The following is a 17,111-nucleotide window of genomic DNA, read 5'->3' as shown; positions in this document are numbered from 1 at the left end:
GCTGCTAGATCCAGTGCTAGTAGCAGTTGCTGCCCCGTCAGCTAACTCCCTTCTCTTCCTGGGAGGGGGCTGGGAGAAAATAGCCATCCAGGCAAGAGGCAGTCAAAAATGCCGCTTTGTGGCACAATGGGCAACCTCGCCAACGCACCTTCTGCCTTCACGTGGATTAGCTAGGCTGGCAGGTACATTTCCTCTGATAGGCCTTTTGCCTAGGCTAAAGTTGGCTCTGTCTTGAGCCTGTGTGCTCGAACAAGAGCAAGGAGCAGCTACCGTCAGCTCGACGGGAAGTGACGCCTGGGGAGATCCCTCTAGTGGGGTAGTGGAGGTGAACTCTGCTGCTAGCTATATGTCACGGAAGCAGGAAGAAAGCCTCAACCTGGAGCACAAGTCTGCTTTTGTCCGGGGTTGTATGAGTCTTTCAGAGCGGATGTGGGCTGCAACGCAGCCAAGATAATTGCCTTGCTGGGAGCTTCCGTAAACCGGCGCAGGAGGGTGGTTGGTTTGCCAACCTCTAACCGGCGGGGGAGTTTACCTTCTCCTGGTATAGAAGCGCTCCCGCAGCTGTCTTTGAACCTAAGCTGCCGGCATGAGGGGACGGAAGCCGTGCTTACGAGACAATTCCCCGATGAGATCTAGTTTCTCCAGGGTAATCAGGTTGCGGCCCCAACTGAAATTGGTGTGCAGGCCCTCAAACTCCAGCAGCATTGACTCGGCAAAGCAGGCAAAGAGGTGACGGGCAGGGTTGGCCACATTCAAGAACTGCATGATAGTCCACTCAATATCCAGCGAGTGCTCCACCATGCCGCCGTCGATGACATATAGCCCCTTGCGCTGCAACTGGGAGGCAATGTTTTTTGGATAGCCACCGTCGATGATGACGCAGGGATCCGGCAACACCTGTGGATCAAGGGTTACCCCCTGGCTCAGGCTGGCCACCCAGACGATGAAATCGGCACGGGGCAAGGCCTCTTCCAGGGAACAGATCTCTCCTTTTTTAAGCTTGGCCTGCAGCTCTTCTAGGCGTCGCCGCTCGCGGGCTATAAGCAACAGCTTGGCCACTGAAGTGCGGTTCACCAGCCACTGGCAAACGGCACTGCCAATATCGCCGGTAGCTCCCACCACGGCAACGGTGGCAGTGGCCAAGTCCATAGCGTAGCGCTGGGCTGCCGCCTGTAATTGTTGACAAATGATGTAAGCGGTGTGGGTGTTGCCAGTGGTGAAGCGTCGGATCTCCAGGTCGACGTTGCGCACCCGCTTGAGGGTTTCGAGGCGAAAATTCTCAAAGATAATGCTACTAAACCCGCCCAGGGCAGTGATATCAAGGCCTCGCCGCTGGGCTAAAGCCATCGCGTTTAAAACCTTGCGACAGGCGGCTTTGACCCGACCGCTGGCCAGCATTTCCGGCAGGAAACAGGATTCGACGTACTGACCATAAATTTTCTGGCCAGTGATGCTGGTAACTACAATCTCGTCCACCACCTGAGGTGGAGCCATGCACCAAAAGTCCAGGTCACTTTCTGCATATTCGGCATACCCCAGCTTGTCTGCCACTTGCTTTGCATGGGCCAGGCTGGTCAAGTGCCCAATCAGGCCAAACATAGAGGCTCACTCACGTAGCTTGCGGATCCTCTCCGGATCCCCTCAAGGAGGATAGGAAGTGCTGCAGCTCAGCCAGGAATCCCCAACAAGCGGGAGGAGGTTAGGCAGCCCGCAGCCCCTGGGCTGACAAGCGCATCACCTCGCGCGTGTTAAAGCCAATGTTGGCCAGCGCTTCGCCATAGGCAATGAGGAAGTCTTCCACAATGGCCTCGCGATCCATGTAGATAGCTTCTATGTCTTCATTCACCTGCTGCAGCATCTTCCAGACCAGGGGCAGGTTTTGGGCGTTGGCCGTTTCAATTTGGGTTTTGACCTCGGCAAAGTGCTCGCCCAGCCAGCGCTCCCCAAAGTTGAGGTGGAGATACTCGTCCTGAACTACCCCTTCGGTAATCTTGCGGGCAAACTCATCGGCAACCGGGATGTAGATGTTGTAGGCGGCAATGGCAAAGCACTCGATGATTAGCGACTGAATGACCAAGCAAGTCACCAGGTCTGCAGCTACTGCCGCTTTTTGGAAATTGTCCCGCAAGGGGGCAAAGAAGGCACGGGCAAACTCCCTGTCCGGTTCTACCTTCAGGTTCTTGCCGCAGGCTTGGAAGCCCTTCATGTGGCGCAGTTCCATCTTGGCCAGCTTGCGCAGCTCCTCTGCTGCTGCCGGCAACATTTCGGCCAAGCGGAGGTAATTGTCGTGGGCTTCCTGTTCGCCTTCAATGACAATGCCGTTGATGCGAGAGTAGGCCTGCCGATACGCGGGGCTGCTGTAGTCTAGGGTCGTGTCGCTGGCATTGGCTGGGAGGGAAACGTTTGCTGGGGCCATACTCGTGCATCTCCTTGATGGGCTGTCGAGCGCCGGGATCCCTTTGCTAGCTGTGCAATAATCCTAGCGCTTGCTGGTCTAGGGTTACTCTACTCAGGATAGCCCTAGCTGGAACAGGATGGGTCGCATCCCTTTCGTTGGGAGAGACAAGCCTGCTAGGGTGGGTACTTAGGCAGCAGGGGAGGGGAGAGGGAGCCAAGAGGATGTCTGCCCTTGGGGATGGCCTAGAGCGGCTGCGCCAGCTGCTGGTGGAGCTGGAGGAACAGTCCCTGGATCAGCCCATTGACAGCGCTGAGGAGGTGTTGCAGGCTATCGAGCTGGCAACGGCTTTTGAACTGTTCGAGGTAGAAAGCCGTCGCTTGTTGCTCCAGACTGCGGCCAATCTTTGGGAGCGGGTGCGCCAGCACAATTTGGCAGCCCAGGAAATTGAGGTAGTGGCGGAGAAGTTGCGGGCAGTGGGCTACACGGACGCTGAGATCGAGGAGATTTTGGAGTTGGAGCCGCAGGAGGACTAGGCAAAAACCATGCCCAGTTCCTCAGTAGCTACTTCCAGTTGGGTGGCGGCGTCGTAGCAGGCTCCGCGCAGGTTGGCCAGTTTGAGTTTGCAGCCGCTGAGGTTGGCCCCTTTGAGGTTGGCATCGCTGAGGTTGGCCCCTGCTAGATCGGCCTGGCTGAGGTCGGCGCCACTGAGGTCGGCTTGGCTGAGGTTAGCGCCGCGCAAGTTGGCTTTTTGAAGTTGGGCTCCCGGCAACTTGGCTTTCTCCAGGTTGGCTAGGCGCAGGTTGGATCCCTGGAGGTCAGCTTGGCTGAGATCGGCGCCGCTGAGGTAGGCCCGCTCCAGGTTAGCCCCAGCTAGCTTGGCCTGCTGGAGGAGGGCTCCCCCCAGATCAATCCCGGCTAGATCCGCGCCAGCCAAGTCAGCTCCTGGCAGTTGGCTGTTGCTGAAATCGCGCTCACCCTTGCCGTAGCGCTGCAGCAGTTCTGTTGCGCTCTCAACCATTGCCTTTCCTCCACTAGACAAGTCGGATCCTACTGGGGGAGACAGTTGCTGCCAAGAACACAGCTTCTCCTTCTTTTCCAAACCGCGCTAGGATAAGCACGTGCCCTCGAGACCTCTTAGATGAGCTTGCCCCGCCTGCCCCGCTCCCGACCTCGGCCCAAGTTGCGCTCGATCCCTCGCCGCAAAGCTGAATCTGCCCTCTATGCCGAGATGCAGCAGCTCTCAGCGGAAAAGCAGCGGCTTAATCAGGAACTGGAGTTTCTCCAGGAACGGCAAGAGCAAATTCAGGCACGGCTTCAGGAAATTGAACAAGCGCTGCAGCATTTTCAGCAGGCAGCAGAGGCTTTTCGAAATCCCGTTTCTTCCCCAAAGCCCAGCCCTTTCGGCTTTTCTCCCTCGCGCTTTCTATCCATGACCTTTGAGTACTGAGCCAGTTTGCCAGCGGGTGGGCAAGAGCCGCGGGGCCAAACTTTGGTTATAGAGTGGTAGGCTGATCCTAGCAGTGAAACCAAGTCCTACAACAAAGCCGCCCCTGGCTTTCCCTACCGGGATCCGCTGACGTTTTGACACCTGAGCAAACAAGGAGCTAAACCTCAACCATGGTTACTGCCACTGCAGCTAACGTTGGCTACATTACCCAAGTCATTGGACCAGTTGTCGATGTCGAGTTTCCCAGCGGCAAACTCCCTCAAATCTACAATGCCCTCAAGGTGGAGGCCACAACCGAAAGTGGCTTGAAGGTCAAAGTTACCTGCGAAGTCCAGCAGCTTTTGGGGGATAACCGCGTGCGGGCCGTGGCCATGTCCTCCACCGATGGGCTGGTGCGGGGTATGCCGGTGGTGGATACAGGCGCCCCAATTACCGTGCCAGTGGGCGAGGCCACCCTGGGCCGCATCTTCAACGTGCTGGGAGAGCCGGTGGATCAGAAGGGGCCGGTACAAGCTAAGGAGTTCGCCCCCATCCACCGCAGTGCCCCGCCCCTGGTGGAGCTGACGGTCAAGCCGGAGCCCTTTGAAACTGGCATTAAGGTAATCGACCTGCTGGCTCCCTTCAAAAAGGGCGGCAAGGTGGGTCTGTTTGGGGGTGCCGGCGTAGGCAAGACGGTGCTGATCCAGGAGCTCATCCACAACATTGCCGAGGAGCACTCCGGCCTGTCGGTGTTTGCTGGGGTGGGAGAGCGCACCCGCGAGGGGAACGACCTCTACAACGAAATGAAGGAGTCCGGGGTGCTGAGTAAGGTGGCGCTGGTCTACGGCCAGATGAACGAGCCGCCAGGTGCCCGCATGCGGGTAGGCCTCACTGCTCTGACGATGGCCGAGTACTTCCGCGACGTCAACAAGCAAGACGTCCTGTTGTTTATCGACAACATCTTCCGCTTTGTGCAGGCCGGCTCGGAAGTGTCGGCGCTCCTAGGCCGCATGCCCTCTGCGGTGGGCTACCAGCCCACCTTGGCTACGGAAATGGGCAACCTGCAGGAGCGGATTACTTCCACCAAACAGGGATCCATCACTTCCGTGCAGGCAGTGTATGTACCTGCCGACGACCTGACCGATCCGGCACCGGCGACGACGTTTGCCCACCTGGATTCGACCGTGGTGCTGTCGCGCAGCTTGGCGGCCAAGGGCATCTACCCAGCAGTGGATCCCCTGGAGTCTTCGTCCACCATCCTGCAGGCGGACATTGTGGGGGAAGAGCACTACAACACCGCCCGGGCCGTGAAGCAGACGCTGCAGCGCTACAAGGAGCTGCAGGACATCATCGCCATTTTGGGCCTGGACGAGCTCTCTGAAGAAGACAAGCTGGTGGTGGCCCGTGCCCGCCGCATCGAGCGCTTCCTGTCGCAGCCCTTCTTCGTGGCGGAAGTGTTCACCGGCTCGCCTGGCAAGTACGTGAAGTTGGAGGATACCATCAAGGGCTTCCAGCGCATCCTCTCGGGAGAGCTGGACCATCTGCCGGAGCAGGCCTTCTACCTGGTGGGCACCATCGAGGAGGCCATCGAGAAGGCCGAGAAGCTCAAGTCCAGGTAATCCCCTACCCCAGGGATTCCGCCTCGTCGTCAGGATCCCCGCTGGGAAGGGGCTCCAACTGCAAGGAGAGCTGGTAAAGGCGGCGCCGCGTCCAGAGGGGGGATCCCTGCAGACGCTGGGCCAGTTGCCGGCTGGCAGCGGAGCGGGACAGGCCCTTAGCCAGCAGGCGAGCCAGCTCCTGGCGCACTTCTGCTTCGGAAGGGGAGAGCTCCTCGGCTTTTTCTGAGCAAGGCCGTCCCTCCAAAACCAGGGTAAATTCTCCCCGCGGCGGCTGGGCTAGGCAGTGCTCCAGAGCAGCGGCCAGGGATCCCCGCCAAAAGGACTCGTGCCATTTGGTGAGCTCGCGGGCCAGCACGATCTGCCGCTGAGGGCCGCAGTGCACGAGGAGATCCTGCAAAGTCCGCTGCAGGCGGTGGGGGGCTTCGTAGAGGACGATGGTGCGCTCTTCCTGGGCCAGTTGCTGCAGGCGTGCTTGGCGCTGACGGGGCTTAAGGGGCAAAAAGCCCTCGAAGACAAATCGGTCGGTGGGCAAGCCCGAAGCTGTCAACGCAGCCACCGCCGCCACAGGGCCAGGTACCGGGATCACCGGTATCCCAGCTTGGATACAGGCGCGCACCAGCTCCTGGCCTGGATCGGAAAGAGCAGGTGTGCCGGCATCGCTGATGAGGGCCACTGACTGCCCTGCTGCCAGGTACTTGAGGATTTGCGGGATCCGCCGGCTTGCATTGTGCTCGTGGTAGCTGATGAGGCGAGCGGAGATTTGAAAGTGGCTAAGCAGCTGGCCGGAGTGGCGGGTGTCTTCCGCCGCCACCCAGTCCACCTCCTGCAAAACTCGCAGGGCCCGCAGGGTGATATCTTCGCGGTTGCCAATGGGAGTGGCCACTAAGTAAAGGGCGGCGCCAGGGCGCTCCATGGCCAAGCCTTAAGGCTAAGGGGATCCTGAGATCTCCAGGCTAGCTGCCTGTGACAGGATCGAGGGAAAGGGAGAAGAGAGTGCCGGTGCGCCTGACGACGCGAGCCACCTACAGCATCAAGGCTTTGCTGGATCTGGCGATGCTTAGCAAGGGCCAGAGGGCGTCGGTGCGGGCGATTGCCGAGCGACAGCAGATCCCGGCCCCCTACTTGGAAAAGCTGCTGATAGAGCTACGCCAAGCTGGCTTGGTCTGCTCCCAGCGAGGGGCGCAGGGGGGCTATCGGCTGGCACGGCCGCCGCGGCGAATCCCCATTAGCGCCATTTTGGCGGCGGTGGGGGAGTCCTTGGATCTCCGCACCAACAGCTCGGAGGGGGCAAGAGCTCCTCAAGAAAGCGCTGGCGCGGGAGCGGACTGGGTAACGGCGGCCCTCTGGGCACGGATTGCCCAGCGAGTGCGGCAGGTGTTGGAGGAAACGACCCTGGAAGATTTGTATTTTGACGCCCGCAGTTGGCAGGCAGCCCAAAGCCAGGAGGGAAAGTTTGTGGTCTGAAGCTTGGCTGTTTTTCCCCGCTCAGCCAACGGCCCCGCTGGTGCTGGCGATGGCTTTGGCCCTGGACTACCTGCTGGCAGATCCCTGGGGGTGGCCTCACCCAGTGCGGGTCATGGGGGCGGTGATTGCCTGGGGCCAAGGCTATATCCTCCAGCACTGCCTAACTCCCTCAGCCCAGCGCTGGGGCGGGGCAATGCTCACCTTGGCGTTGGTGGCGGGCTCCTACGCGGCGGGCTGGAGTCTGATTGCCATCGCCCAGGCCCTTCACCCCTGGGCAGGGATCCTGATGCAGAGCATATTGATGGCCAGTTGTCTAGGGGGGCGCAGCCTGCGCTTTGCCGCCTTGGAAGTGTTGGATTCCCTGGAAAAGGGGGATCTGCCCCAGGCCCGCCAACGCCTTAGCCGCTACGTAGGCCGGGATACGGAGCACCTGACGGAGCCAGAGATTTTGCGGGCGGTGATCGAGACCGTGGCCGAGAATACCCCTGACGGGGCAACGGCCCCTTTGTTCTACGCCTTTCTGGGGGGAGCGCCGCTGGCTTTGGCCTACAAGGCCAGCAGCACGCTGGACTCCATGGTGGGCTATCGCCATGCCCCCTTTACCTACCTGGGCACAGTGCCAGCCCGCTGCGAGGATCTCCTGACCTGGCTACCCTGCCGGCTGACGGTACTGACGCTGGCGCTGCTCGGCGGGGATCCCTGGGAGTTTTGGCAGCGCTGTCGCCGCGACGGTCAGGCAGACCCCAGCCCCAATTCGGGCTGGAGCGAGGCGGCCTTTGCCTGGCGGCTGCAGATTCAGTTGGGAGGCACCAACTTCTACCGCGGCGTCCCCAAGGTTAAGCCGAAGTTGGGGATCCCGGCTCGCCCCTTGAGCCCCCAGGTGGTGCGGGAAAGTTTGCAGTTGCTGCGACAGGTTTTGGGAGTGTGGAGCGGTCTAGGGGTGGGGCTGGCCCTTCTCTGGAGGCTTTGGGATTGAGAGGGTAGTGTTCCCGTAGCCAGGCTTCTGCCTCAGCGCGGGTGGAGAGCTTGCCATTGAGGGTAAGGTAGCGCAGGCCATCCAGAATCTCCTGAAACAGAGGGCCTGGCCTATAGCCCAGGCGACGCAGATCGTGGCCGTTGAGAGGCGGCTTTACCCAGTGCCACTCCTGCAGGTAGCGCCAGATCAGCCGCCGCGCTGGCTTGTTGGCAAGCCCAGCCAACAGGATTAGCGCCGGGATGCGCAGCTTCTGCAGTAGCTGCACCACCTGAGCCGGGGAGAGGGATCCGCTCTCCAGTTGCGCCAGCAGGGCTTGGTAGGAGGGGAAATGGCGGAGGCGTTCGATGCCTGCCTGGGTGAGGTGGAGCTGGCTGGCCACCTGGGGCGCCTGGGGCAGCGCCAGAAGCAGGGCTTCCAGGCGCAGTTGCCAGATCTCCTGGGATCCCAGCTCAGGGTAGCGGCGGCGGAAGTGAGACGCCCAGCGGCCCACCCGCTGTAGCCGCCGGTACAGGGAGGGCTCCCAGGTTAAATTGGGATGAATGCAGCGTAGGGCTCCCCACGTCGAGAGCCGCTCAAAGGCCAAGGGCCAGTCGCGGGAGCGGAGGATGTAGGCCAGCTCCTGCTTGAGGCGCTCCCCGCCGACAGCGTCGTGAAGGCCGCTAGCTACCGCGGCGCGGATCCACTCTTCTGTTGTCGGGTCTAGCCTAAAGCCCAGGTGCACGGCAAAGCGCACTGCCCGGTAGATGCGGGTGGGATCCTCGATGAAGCTGTTGGGGTGCAAGGCGCGGATGATCCCCTTTTGCAAATCGGCTTGCCCCCCGAAAAAATCCAGCAACTGACCCCGCTGGGGGCCGTTGAGGCGCAGGGCCAAAGCATTGATGGAAAAGTCTCGTCGGTAGAGATCCTGGTGGATGGATCCCATGGCCACCTCAGGGGGCGAAGCGGGGTAGGGGTAAAACTCCGTGCGGGCGCTGGCAATATCCACACAGAAGCCCCCTGGCCAGATCAGGGCGGCGGTTTGGAACTTGCCGTGGATCTCCAAGCGCGCCTCCGGGAAGTGCTGCTTGAGGGCTTTCCCCAGGATCAACCCCCAGCCCGGCGGATCCGTCCCGGGGGAGGTTGAGGGGTAAGGCCCATCCACCACCAAGTCCAGGTCCAGCCGTTCCAGGCAAGAGGGAGGCTGCCGACCCCACTGGTGCAGCAGCAGATCCCGCACCGCTCCCCCCACCAGATACAGCCGCAGACCCTTTTCGTCGGCAAGGCGGGCCGCCACCTCCAGCAAGCGGCGGTGCTGCGGCGACAGGGCCGGAAAGGAGAGATCCAGGGGGCAGGAAAGCTCAGGAGCGGCCAACTGGGGCGAGAGAGCCGGCAGCTCGTGCAGGTGCCGCAACACGTCGGTGCGGGTAACGATGCCCACCAACTGGCCATCCTGGAGCACGGGCAGACGGCCAATGTCCCACTGCACCATCAGCCGCTGGATCTCCGCCAGCGGAGTATCGGGGGAGAGGGTCTTGACCTCCGTGGTCATGTAGCCCTTAACGGGGGCATGGCCAAAGCCGTGGTGCAGGGCAATGTCAATGTCCCGCCGCGAGATCACCCCCACCAGGCAGCCCTGGGCATCCACCACCACCAGGCCGGAGTGGCCATAGCGCAGCAGCACCCGCTGGGCCTCTTGGATGGTCACCTCCGGTCGGATGGTGCGCACCGGCGAGGACATCAGATCCTTAGCGGTCACTGGTGGCGGGATCCGCTCCTTAACCGCCTGCCTGAGGTCGGCCAGCACCTGGGCTGGATCGGGCAAGGGCCGGCCCGGGGAAGCTTTCAGCGTGGCTGCCGCCGCGCAGTCGTGGCCGCCGCCGCCGTAGCGGGCCATCACCTGGCCCAGTTGGGCAAACTCCTGCCGCGCCCGCCCAATGAGGCTGAGCCGCTCCCCCTGCCGCGCCACCAAGAGCAGCACGTCCACCCCCGTCAGCTCCATCAGCCGCATCACCAGGCCGGCCAGGCCAGGCACAAACTCCGGCAGATCCAGCAGCCACGTTCCCAAGCGGTACTCCCCCACCGTCTCTACCTGGATCTGGGCAAGCCCCTGGCCAAGCAGCTCCTGCATCGGCGGGGTGAGGCCGTCCCCCAAAAAGCGCCGCAACAGCACCAGGTTCACCCCCTGCTGCAACAGCCAGGTGAGGGCAGCACCGTCGCGGGCAGTGGTCTCCGGGAACGTCAGAGATCCCGTGTCCATGTGAATGCCCAAGGCCAGGGCCAGCCGCTCAAATGGACTGAGGCGGATCCCGGCCGCCTGCAGCCGCTCCACGAGGAGGGTACAGGTGGAGCCCACGGCTTCAATGTGAGCGCTGACCTGCTGCTGCGGCCATACCTCCTCCAGCGAGGTGGCAGGCAGGTGGTGGTCGAAAATCTCAATCTTTGCCCCAGGAACGCTCAGCCAGGCCGCAGCCTTACCGAGGCGATCCGGATCGTAACAATCCACCAAGATCCAGCGCTGGACCTGTCGGGGATCCACCGAGCGCAGCTCGATGAGGGGAAACTCGTCCCGGTAGAGGGCCAAGAACTCCTGTACTCCCGGCAGGGATCCGCCAGCTAGGGCAATGCGGGCGCCTGGATACAGCCGTGCTGCGCCCACCGCCGCTCCCAAGGTGTCGAAGTCCGCCGACTGGTGACACAGGATGAGATCCATGCTGGCAGCAGCGCCTTGCTGGCCTAGGCCCAAAAAAGTAATGGAAAGGGGCGTTTAGATTGTGGTCAGCTCCTTTTCTTTTTCCGCCAGCAGCTCATCAATCTTTTTGATGTAGCGGTCGGTCAACTTTTGGATCTCTTCTTGCCGACTCTTGGACTCGTCTTCGGAGATCTCGCCGTTTTTCTCCTGCTTGCGCACGGCGTCAATGGCGTCGCGGCGGATGTTGCGAATGGAAACCCGCCCCTCCTCTGCCAGCTTGGCCACCTGTTTGGTTAGCTCTTTGCGCCGCTCTTCCGTCAGGGGGGGGAGGGTGAGGCGGATGACCTTGCCGTCGTTGCTGGGCGTCAGGCCCAGGTCGGAGGCGAGGATGGCCCGCTCAATTGCTGCCAGGGTCGAGGGATCAAAAGGCTGGATCAGGAGAGTGCTGGCATCTGGAGTGGTAATGCTGGCTAGCGCCTTCAGGGGAGTGGGAACGCCGTAGTACTCCACCTGAACCCGATCCAGTAGGCTGGCGTTGGCTCGCCCCGTGCGCACCGTGCTAAAGGAACGCTGGGTGGCCTGCACCGCTTTGCTCATTAACTCCTCGATCTCAGCTAGCTCCACGGCGTTTTCCTCGCTTAAGTAAGACAGTTTGCAGACGCTCGGCCACTAGCGGCAAGAAACCAAGACCTCTAGCGTGAGCCTGAGTTTAATTTTATCGCTTTGTCTAGCCCCCCTTGGGGATCCAGAGGCCACTCTTTTCCTGGCAGCCGACCCCCTAGCAGTCCAATAGAATGGCCATAATGCTTCTCCTTGAGCCATGTTCGCTGCTCCTTCCCCGCTGAGGTGGAGTCTTGATGAGGTCAACCTCTCGGCCTCGGCCCTGTCGCTATTCGACTACTGCCCCCGCTTGTTCTACTACGTGTACCTGGAGCGACTGATTTGGCCTGCCGCCGATGCCTTTGAGCACGAAGTGGAGCAGCAGCGCGGACGGCAGTTTCACCGCCTGGTGGAGTGGTCTAGCCGCGGGCAGCAGGTGGAGCCGCGCCTGTCGGCCCTAGACGAAACAGTACGCCAGTGGTGGCAGGTGTTCTTGGCCAGTCCCCATGCCCAACCGCAGGGGCGGGTGTTGACGGAATTGCCCCTCTGGCAGCGGATTGAGGGGTTTAACCTCACTGCCCGCTTAGATCGGCTGGTGATTGCCCCGGGATCCCTGCACATTGTCGATTGGAAGACGGAGCGGCAGCGCCCGCCCGACGAACAGTTGGCCCAGGACTGGCAGGTGCGCCTCTACCCGCTGCTCGTGTGTGGGTTGGCCCACCAACTGCCCCTGGAAGGCCCTTTTGAGCCGGAGCAGGTGCAACTGACCCTTTGGTATGTGCAACACCCCCAGCGGCCTTTTCAGTGGCGCTACAGCGCTGCTGCCTACCAGCGGGATCTGGCCCACCTCAAAGCTACCCTGAACCGCCTGCGGCAACTGGAGGCCCAGGACTTCCCTCCCCTACCCTATGGCGAGCGCTGTGCTGCTTGCCTGTTTTGCGCCCGCTGCCACGGGCTAATGGGGCAAGGGATCCCCGACCAAAATCTCACGGATTGGGTCTGGGCAGCCCAGGAGCCCTCAGGGGAAGAAACACCAGAGGCAGAATGGCGGTAGGGTGCCGGCCTCCCCATCCTCCTGGCGCCGCCAACTTGCATACTGGGTTAAGAATCGAGCAGGGCTGTTAACCGCAATGGCCGGTGTCGTTGCTGACCTCTCCCAGGCTTGTCCATGGAGTGTCGAACTCAGGGGAATCCGCAAGCGCTTTGGCGATGTTGTGGCCCTCGATGGCATCGACTTGCAGATTCGGCGGGGGGAGTTTTTTGGCCTTTTGGGCCCTTCCGGCTGCGGCAAGACCACCCTGCTGCGCATCATCGCTGGCCTGGAGGTTGCCGATGGCGGAGAGGTGGTGATCCGGGGGCAGCCGGTGGGCCATCTGCCTGCCCACAAGCGCAACGTCAACACCGTGTTCCAGAGCTATGCCCTCTTTCCCTTTATGACCGTGGAAGAGAACGTCGCCTTTGGCCTGCGCATGCGGGGAGTGCGAGGGGAAGCGCTGCGCAAGCGGGTGGCCGCCGCTTTGGAGTTGGTAGAGATTGGGGATCTGGCTAAGCGCAAGCCCCAGGAGCTCTCCGGCGGGCAGCAGCAGCGGGTGGCCCTAGCCCGCGCCCTGGTCAACGAGCCAGAGGTGCTGCTATTGGACGAGCCGCTCTCGGCTTTGGATGCCAAATTGCGCAAGCAGCTGCAGGTGCAGTTGTGCGAGTTGCAGCGCCGCCTGGGCATGACGTTCATTTTCGTGACCCACGACCAAGAGGAAGCCTTGGTGACCAGCGACCGAGTGGCGGTGATGCGGGCTGGGCGCATTGAGCAAGTGGGCCCCATTGACGAGGTGTATGAGCGCCCGGCAACGGCCTTTGTGGCGGACTTTTTGGGGGCCAGCAACCTCATCGAAGGGATCGCCTGCGGCACCGACTGCGTCGAGACGCCCCTGGGCAAGCTCAAGGTGCCTGGGATCCAACCCACCCTGGAGCCAGTGCAGTTGGCCATTCGGCCGGAAAAGATTCGGCTTTCTCGGAGCGGCTGGGATCTGCTGCCCAACCAAGTGCCCGTGCGGGTGGAAAACCTCATCTACACGGGGGCAGAAAACCAGTACCTCCTGCGCACAGCTAGCGGCCAGCAGCTCAAGGCCCTCACCCTCAACGCCGACATCGAAGACCAGGATTTTGCCATCGGGGAGGCCCTAGTGGCCCATCTTCCTCCTAAAAACTTGGTGCGCCTGCGGCCGGATCCCCGGCGGGAGGGTCCCCCATGCTGAAGCGCTTGGAGAAGCCTGCCCAAGTGCGCGCCGGGGAATTGCTCACGCCCTGGCAGGAGCTGCTGCACAGCCTGATCTTTGCCGGGCCGGGGGTGCTGTGGGTGGTAACGTTTTTGGTGCTGCCGGGGCTGCTGCTCTTGGCCTGTAGCTTTCTTAGCCGCGGCGAGTTTGGCCAGGTGGGCCTGCCCTTGACGCTGGCCAACTACCTGCGCGCTCTTGGCTACGGTCCCCTAGGGTGGACGCCCATCTACTGGCAGATCCTGGGCCGCAGCCTGCTGGTGGCGGCAGTTACCACCTTCTTCTGTGTGCTCCTGGCCTATCCCCTGGCCTTTTTTATCGCCGCCCACCCGCCCCGACAGCGGGATCTGTTGCTGACGCTGGTGGTGGTGCCCTTCTGGACCAACTTGGTGATCCGCACCTACGCCTGGATGGTGGTGTTGGCCCCGGAGGGGTGGCCGGCGCGGCTAGCGGCCTGGCTGGGCTGGATTCCGCCCCAGACGGCTCTCTACCCCAGTTGGCTGGCGGTGTATCTGGGCATGATCTACACGTTCTTGCCCTACATGGTCTTGCCCCTCTACACAGCCGTGGAGCGCATCGACTGGCGCCTGGCCGAGGCGGCACGGGATCTCTACGCCAACGGCTGGCAGGTTTTCCTATGGGTGCTCTTTCCCCAGACGCTGCCGGGGCTGGCAGCGGGGCTGATTTTGGTTGGGATCCCGGCCCTGGGCATGTTCGTGGTGCCCGACTTGCTGGGGGGCAGCAAGACGCTCTTGATTGGCAATGTCATTCAGATGCAGTTTGGCGCGAGCCTGGACTACCCCTTTGGAGCGGCCCTTAGCTTTCTGGTTACTGGCCTGAGCCTGGGGCTAGTCTACGCCTACAGCCGCTACGTCGGCAGCCGCGGCCTGGAAGATCTGATCTAAGTCGCTGCAAACGGCTGGGATTGGATGGCGGATGCTGCCTGAAGCTTTGGTAGGTTGAGGATACTGGCGTTGCGCTAGAGGGATCCCTTGACCCAGAGGCTGTTTTCTCGACCTCAAGCTACGGCACCTCCTGCTTCCCCCCCTTCTGTTTGGGATGTCATTGTCATTGGCGCTGGGATTGGCGGCCTGGTGGCAGCTACCCAGTTGGCGGCCAAGGGCTACCGGGTGTTGGTTTTGGAAAAATACCTCATCCCCGGTGGCAGCGCTGGCTACTTCGAGCGCCCAGATCCCAACGGCAACGGGATCTACCGCTTCGACGTCGGGGCTTCCATGATCTTTGGCCTGGGCACTCAGGGCACCACCAACCTGCTCACCCGTGCCCTGGCTGCTGTGGGCCAAACTCTGGAATCCATCCCCGACCCCGTGCAGATTGCCTACCACCTGCCCCAGGGGCTCAGCCCGCGCGTACACCGGAACTACGAGGAGTTTTTGCAGGAGCTAGCTAGCTATTTCCCTCAGGAAGCGGGCAGCATCCGCCGTTTCTACGACAGCTTCTGGCCTATCTTCAACAGCCTTAACGCCCTGGAGCTCCTCTCTTTGGAGGAGTGGGGCTATCTCTGGCGCTCTTTTGTCGGCCACCCGCGCGCCTGCCTGACTTTGGCCCGCTACTTGCCGGTGAATGTGGGCCAGGTGGCGCGGCGCTACCTCCGCCATCCGGCGCTGCTGCGCTTTGTGGATATGGAGTGCTACTGCTGGTCGGTGGTGCCGGCGGAGCGCACGCCCATGATCAACGCTGGCATGGTGTTCTGCGACCGCCACTACGGTGGCGTCAACTACCCCAAGGGAGGGGTGGGGCAGATTGCTCAAAAGCTGGCCCAGGGGCTAGAGACCTGCGGGGGGCAAATCCGCTACCGAGCGTCGGTGCGGCGGATTTTGGCAGAACGGGGCCGGGCCGTGGGCGTCGAGCTCTCCACGGGGGAAAAGCTCTTTGCGCGCAAGATCATCTCCAATGCCACCCGCTGGGATACCTTTGGCCGCCTCTGGCCAGGACCCTTTCCGGCAGCGGAGCGGCGCTGGCAAAGCCGTTATCAACAGTCCCCCAGTTTCTTGAGCCTGCACTTGGGGGTGCGGGCCGAGGCCCTGGCCGGTGAGCGCTACTGCCACCACATTCTTCTCGAAGACTGGCAAGCCATGGAGGCGGAGCAGGGCACGATCTTCGTCTCCATCCCCACCCTTTTGGATCCGGAGCTGGCCCCACCAGGCCGCCACATTGTCCACGCCTTTACCCCCAGTTGGATGCAGACTTGGCAGGGCTTGAGCCCAGAGCAGTACCGGCAGCAAAAACAAGCGGCAGCCCAGCGCCTTATCCGCCGCCTGGAGGCCCTCTGGCCAGAGCTGGGATCCCACATTGAACTTCAGGAAGTGGGCACGCCCCGCACCCACCGCCGCTTCTTAGGCCGCGTTAATGGTACCTACGGCCCTATCCCTCGCGGCACTCCCTGCGGCCTCTTGGGTATGCCCTTCAACCGCACGGCCATCCCCAACCTCTACTGCGTGGGGGATAGCACCTTCCCCGGCCAGGGACTCAACGCCGTCGCTTTCTCTGGCTTTGCCTGCGCCCACCGGGTAGCGGCGGACTTTTCCTAAAGCTGTCTCCAATTTCTAGGAACCCCCCGCAGTCGTCTTGCATTGAACTCCTTCCGACTGCGAGAGCTCTTGCATGAGCGTCGGGGTGAGGCATTGAAGCGGGCAGCCTAGAGCGCCCATTTGGCAAACCAGTTCGTAGACTCGCTCGAAGAAATCCCGATGATTGGCAGACATGTTCCGCGACCGCGATTGCCAGAGCGCATCGTGTGCTTGACGGAGGAGACGGCAGAGACGCTCTACGCCTTGGGGGCTGGGGATCTCGTCGTCGGCATTTCTGGATTTACGGTGCGTCCGCCGGAGGCGCGGAAGAAGCCGAAGGTGTCCACCCTTCTGGATGCCAACATCGAACGGATTTTGGCGCTGCAGCCCGATGTTGTGCTTGCATGGTCGGATCTGCAGGCAAACATTTGCGCTGAGCTCATTCGCCAGGGGGTGGAGGTTGTCTGCTTCAACCAGCGCACGGTTGAGGGGATCCTCTCCATGATCCTGCGCCTTGGGGCACTGGTAGGGCGAGCTGCTCAGGCACGGGCATATGTGCGCTCCTTGCGGGAGGGATTGCACCGAGCTATGCAGCGTGGACAGCAACGGCGCCGCCGTCCACGGGTCTACTTCGAGGAGTGGGATAACCCCTTGATTACAGGCATCGGCTGGATCAGCGAACTCATTCGTTTGTGTGGAGCTGAAGACATCTTTTCCGAATTCAGTGCCTATCCCGATGCACGGCGCCGGATTATAGCTGAACCGGCAGAGGTCGTGCGGCGCGCTCCAGACATCATCCTGGTGTCCTGGTGTGGCAAGAGGTTCAAGCCTGAGCGGCTTCACAGCCGCCCTGGGTGGGAGACTATCCCGGCGGTCTGGAGCGGACACGTCTACGAGCTGCCGTCAGAGGTGATTCTGCAGCCCGGTCCGGCTGCCTTGACCGATGGGGTGCAGTTGCTGCTGCAGATCTTTGACCGCTGGGAGGCCCAATCCTCCGCCTAAGCTTTGATGCTGCTTTCGATAGGGTTGTGGGCCTGGACGGCGTCATACTTGAGCCCGAAGTCTTCTAGCGCGTACAGCACTGCCCGATTGTGGCTGCTGCACAGGCGCGTGAAGTTTGGGAGCACCTGGCGGTTGTTTCCAATTTCTAGGGATCCCC

General features: G+C 61.8%; 15 protein-coding genes and 1 pseudogene. 10 read left to right on the top strand and 6 right to left on the bottom strand.

Annotation, left to right across the window (positions count from 1 at the left end; translation table 11 throughout):
- Window positions 1–573 precede the first annotated feature (573 nt).
- Both NW860_RS06920 and NW860_RS06915 read right to left on the bottom strand, forming a co-directional pair.
- Window positions 574–1,599, bottom strand: coding sequence for a long-chain acyl-[acyl-carrier-protein] reductase (locus NW860_RS06920; protein WP_414513251.1), 1,026 nt, complete (start codon window positions 1,597–1,599; stop codon window positions 574–576).
- Between the two features lie 100 nt (window positions 1,600–1,699).
- Window positions 1,700–2,416, bottom strand: coding sequence for an aldehyde oxygenase (deformylating) (locus tag NW860_RS06915; RefSeq protein WP_414395952.1), 717 nt, complete (start codon window positions 2,414–2,416; stop codon window positions 1,700–1,702).
- A 203-nt stretch (window positions 2,417–2,619) separates the two neighbouring features.
- Here NW860_RS06915 and NW860_RS06910 point away from each other — a divergent pair, with 203 nt between their 5' ends.
- Window positions 2,620–2,931, top strand: coding sequence for a hypothetical protein (locus NW860_RS06910; protein ID WP_414395950.1), 312 nt, complete (start codon window positions 2,620–2,622; stop codon window positions 2,929–2,931).
- Here the strand turns inward: NW860_RS06910 and NW860_RS06905 are convergent.
- Window positions 2,928–3,416 (bottom strand): pentapeptide repeat-containing protein, encoded by a 489-nt coding sequence (locus NW860_RS06905; protein ID WP_414513250.1) that lies wholly within the window; start codon window positions 3,414–3,416, stop codon window positions 2,928–2,930. The genes NW860_RS06910 and NW860_RS06905 overlap by 4 nt on opposite strands.
- 120 nt (window positions 3,417–3,536) lie before the next feature.
- On the opposite strand from NW860_RS06905, the gene NW860_RS06900 reads away from it, so the two are divergent.
- Together NW860_RS06900 and atpD are read left to right on the top strand one after the other, a co-directional pair.
- Window positions 3,537–3,845 carry a gas vesicle protein GvpV gene (locus NW860_RS06900; RefSeq protein WP_414395947.1) on the top strand — a complete coding sequence of 103 codons (309 nt, stop codon included), beginning with the start codon at window positions 3,537–3,539 and terminating at the stop codon, window positions 3,843–3,845.
- Window positions 3,846–4,015: 170 nt separating this feature from the next.
- Window positions 4,016–5,443 (top strand): F0F1 ATP synthase subunit beta, encoded by a 1,428-nt coding sequence (gene atpD / locus NW860_RS06895; RefSeq protein WP_414395945.1) that lies wholly within the window; start codon window positions 4,016–4,018, stop codon window positions 5,441–5,443.
- 4 nt (window positions 5,444–5,447) lie between these two features.
- Here atpD and rsmI read toward each other — a convergent pair whose 3' ends face one another.
- Complete coding sequence (gene rsmI / locus NW860_RS06890; RefSeq protein ID WP_414513265.1) at window positions 5,448–6,356, bottom strand: 16S rRNA (cytidine(1402)-2'-O)-methyltransferase; 909 nt, start codon at window positions 6,354–6,356, stop codon at window positions 5,448–5,450.
- Between the two features lie 86 nt (window positions 6,357–6,442).
- Between rsmI and NW860_RS06885 the strand changes: the two genes are divergently transcribed.
- Both NW860_RS06885 and cbiB read left to right on the top strand, forming a co-directional pair.
- Window positions 6,443–6,907, top strand: coding sequence for an RrF2 family transcriptional regulator (locus tag NW860_RS06885; RefSeq protein ID WP_414395941.1), 465 nt, complete (start codon window positions 6,443–6,445; stop codon window positions 6,905–6,907).
- Window positions 6,908–6,956: 49 nt separating this feature from the next.
- Window positions 6,957–7,883, top strand: coding sequence for an adenosylcobinamide-phosphate synthase CbiB (gene cbiB, locus NW860_RS06880; RefSeq protein WP_414410257.1), 927 nt, complete (start codon window positions 6,957–6,959; stop codon window positions 7,881–7,883).
- A 538-nt stretch (window positions 7,884–8,421) separates the two neighbouring features.
- Here cbiB and NW860_RS06875 read toward each other — a convergent pair.
- Together NW860_RS06875 and frr are read right to left on the bottom strand one after the other, a co-directional pair.
- Window positions 8,422–10,572 (bottom strand): annotated as a pseudogene (locus tag NW860_RS06875) (CBS domain-containing protein); the annotation flags it as partial.
- Window positions 10,573–10,626: 54 nt separating this feature from the next.
- Window positions 10,627–11,175, bottom strand: a complete 549-nt coding sequence (gene frr / locus NW860_RS06870; protein ID WP_414348012.1) for a ribosome recycling factor — start codon at window positions 11,173–11,175, stop codon at window positions 10,627–10,629.
- Between the two features lie 196 nt (window positions 11,176–11,371).
- Between frr and NW860_RS06865 the strand changes: the two genes are divergently transcribed.
- The 5 genes from NW860_RS06865 (at window position 11,372) to NW860_RS06845 (ending at window position 16,954) form a co-directional block, all read left to right on the top strand.
- On the top strand, window positions 11,372–12,205 hold the full coding sequence (locus tag NW860_RS06865) for a PD-(D/E)XK nuclease family protein (protein ID WP_414513247.1): 834 nt from the start codon (window positions 11,372–11,374) through the stop codon (window positions 12,203–12,205).
- 76 nt (window positions 12,206–12,281) lie between these two features.
- Window positions 12,282–13,403 (top strand): ABC transporter ATP-binding protein, encoded by a 1,122-nt coding sequence (locus NW860_RS06860; protein WP_414426116.1) that lies wholly within the window; start codon window positions 12,282–12,284, stop codon window positions 13,401–13,403.
- Entirely contained in the window at window positions 13,397–14,326 is a 930-nt protein-coding gene (locus NW860_RS06855) for an ABC transporter permease (RefSeq protein ID WP_414395939.1), read from the top strand. Before NW860_RS06860 ends, NW860_RS06855 begins: the two co-directional genes overlap by 7 nt.
- A 99-nt stretch (window positions 14,327–14,425) precedes the next feature.
- Window positions 14,426–15,973, top strand: coding sequence for a carotenoid isomerase (gene crtH / locus NW860_RS06850; protein WP_414513262.1), 1,548 nt, complete (start codon window positions 14,426–14,428; stop codon window positions 15,971–15,973).
- A 159-nt stretch (window positions 15,974–16,132) separates the two neighbouring features.
- Window positions 16,133–16,954: a cobalamin-binding protein gene (locus NW860_RS06845; protein WP_099813086.1), complete on the top strand. Its 822-nt coding sequence runs from the start codon at window positions 16,133–16,135 to the stop codon at window positions 16,952–16,954.
- The last annotated feature ends 157 nt before the right edge of the window (window positions 16,955–17,111 follow it).

The organism is Synechococcus sp. F70.1 (genome assembly GCF_047502745.1).
In the GTDB taxonomy this organism is placed as follows: Bacteria; Cyanobacteriota; Cyanobacteriia; order Thermostichales; family Thermostichaceae; genus Thermostichus.
The sequence above is the reverse complement of the archived record's forward strand: the minus strand, read 5'-3'. Positions and strand labels throughout refer to the sequence as shown.

Bases quoted from the DNA above. Each gene is read 5' to 3' on its own strand.
- NW860_RS06855 (WP_414395939.1), top strand. From the start codon at position 13,397: ATGCTGAAGCGCTTGGAGAAGCCTGCCCAAGTGCGCGCCGGGGAATTG.
- cbiB (WP_414410257.1), top strand. From the start codon at position 6,957: ATGGCTTTGGCCCTGGACTACCTGCTGGCAGATCCCTGGGGGTGGCCT.
- NW860_RS06865 (WP_414513247.1), top strand. From the start codon at position 11,372: ATGTTCGCTGCTCCTTCCCCGCTGAGGTGGAGTCTTGATGAGGTCAAC.
- NW860_RS06905 (WP_414513250.1), bottom strand. From the start codon at position 3,416: ATGGTTGAGAGCGCAACAGAACTGCTGCAGCGCTACGGCAAGGGTGAG.
- NW860_RS06920 (WP_414513251.1), bottom strand. From the start codon at position 1,599: ATGTTTGGCCTGATTGGGCACTTGACCAGCCTGGCCCATGCAAAGCAA.
- NW860_RS06915 (WP_414395952.1), bottom strand. From the start codon at position 2,416: ATGGCCCCAGCAAACGTTTCCCTCCCAGCCAATGCCAGCGACACGACC.
- NW860_RS06860 (WP_414426116.1), top strand. From the start codon at position 12,282: ATGGCCGGTGTCGTTGCTGACCTCTCCCAGGCTTGTCCATGGAGTGTC.
- NW860_RS06900 (WP_414395947.1), top strand. From the start codon at position 3,537: ATGAGCTTGCCCCGCCTGCCCCGCTCCCGACCTCGGCCCAAGTTGCGC.
- NW860_RS06845 (WP_099813086.1), top strand. From the start codon at position 16,133: ATGATTGGCAGACATGTTCCGCGACCGCGATTGCCAGAGCGCATCGTG.
- NW860_RS06910 (WP_414395950.1), top strand. From the start codon at position 2,620: ATGTCTGCCCTTGGGGATGGCCTAGAGCGGCTGCGCCAGCTGCTGGTG.
- rsmI (WP_414513265.1), bottom strand. From the start codon at position 6,356: ATGGAGCGCCCTGGCGCCGCCCTTTACTTAGTGGCCACTCCCATTGGC.
- atpD (WP_414395945.1), top strand. From the start codon at position 4,016: ATGGTTACTGCCACTGCAGCTAACGTTGGCTACATTACCCAAGTCATT.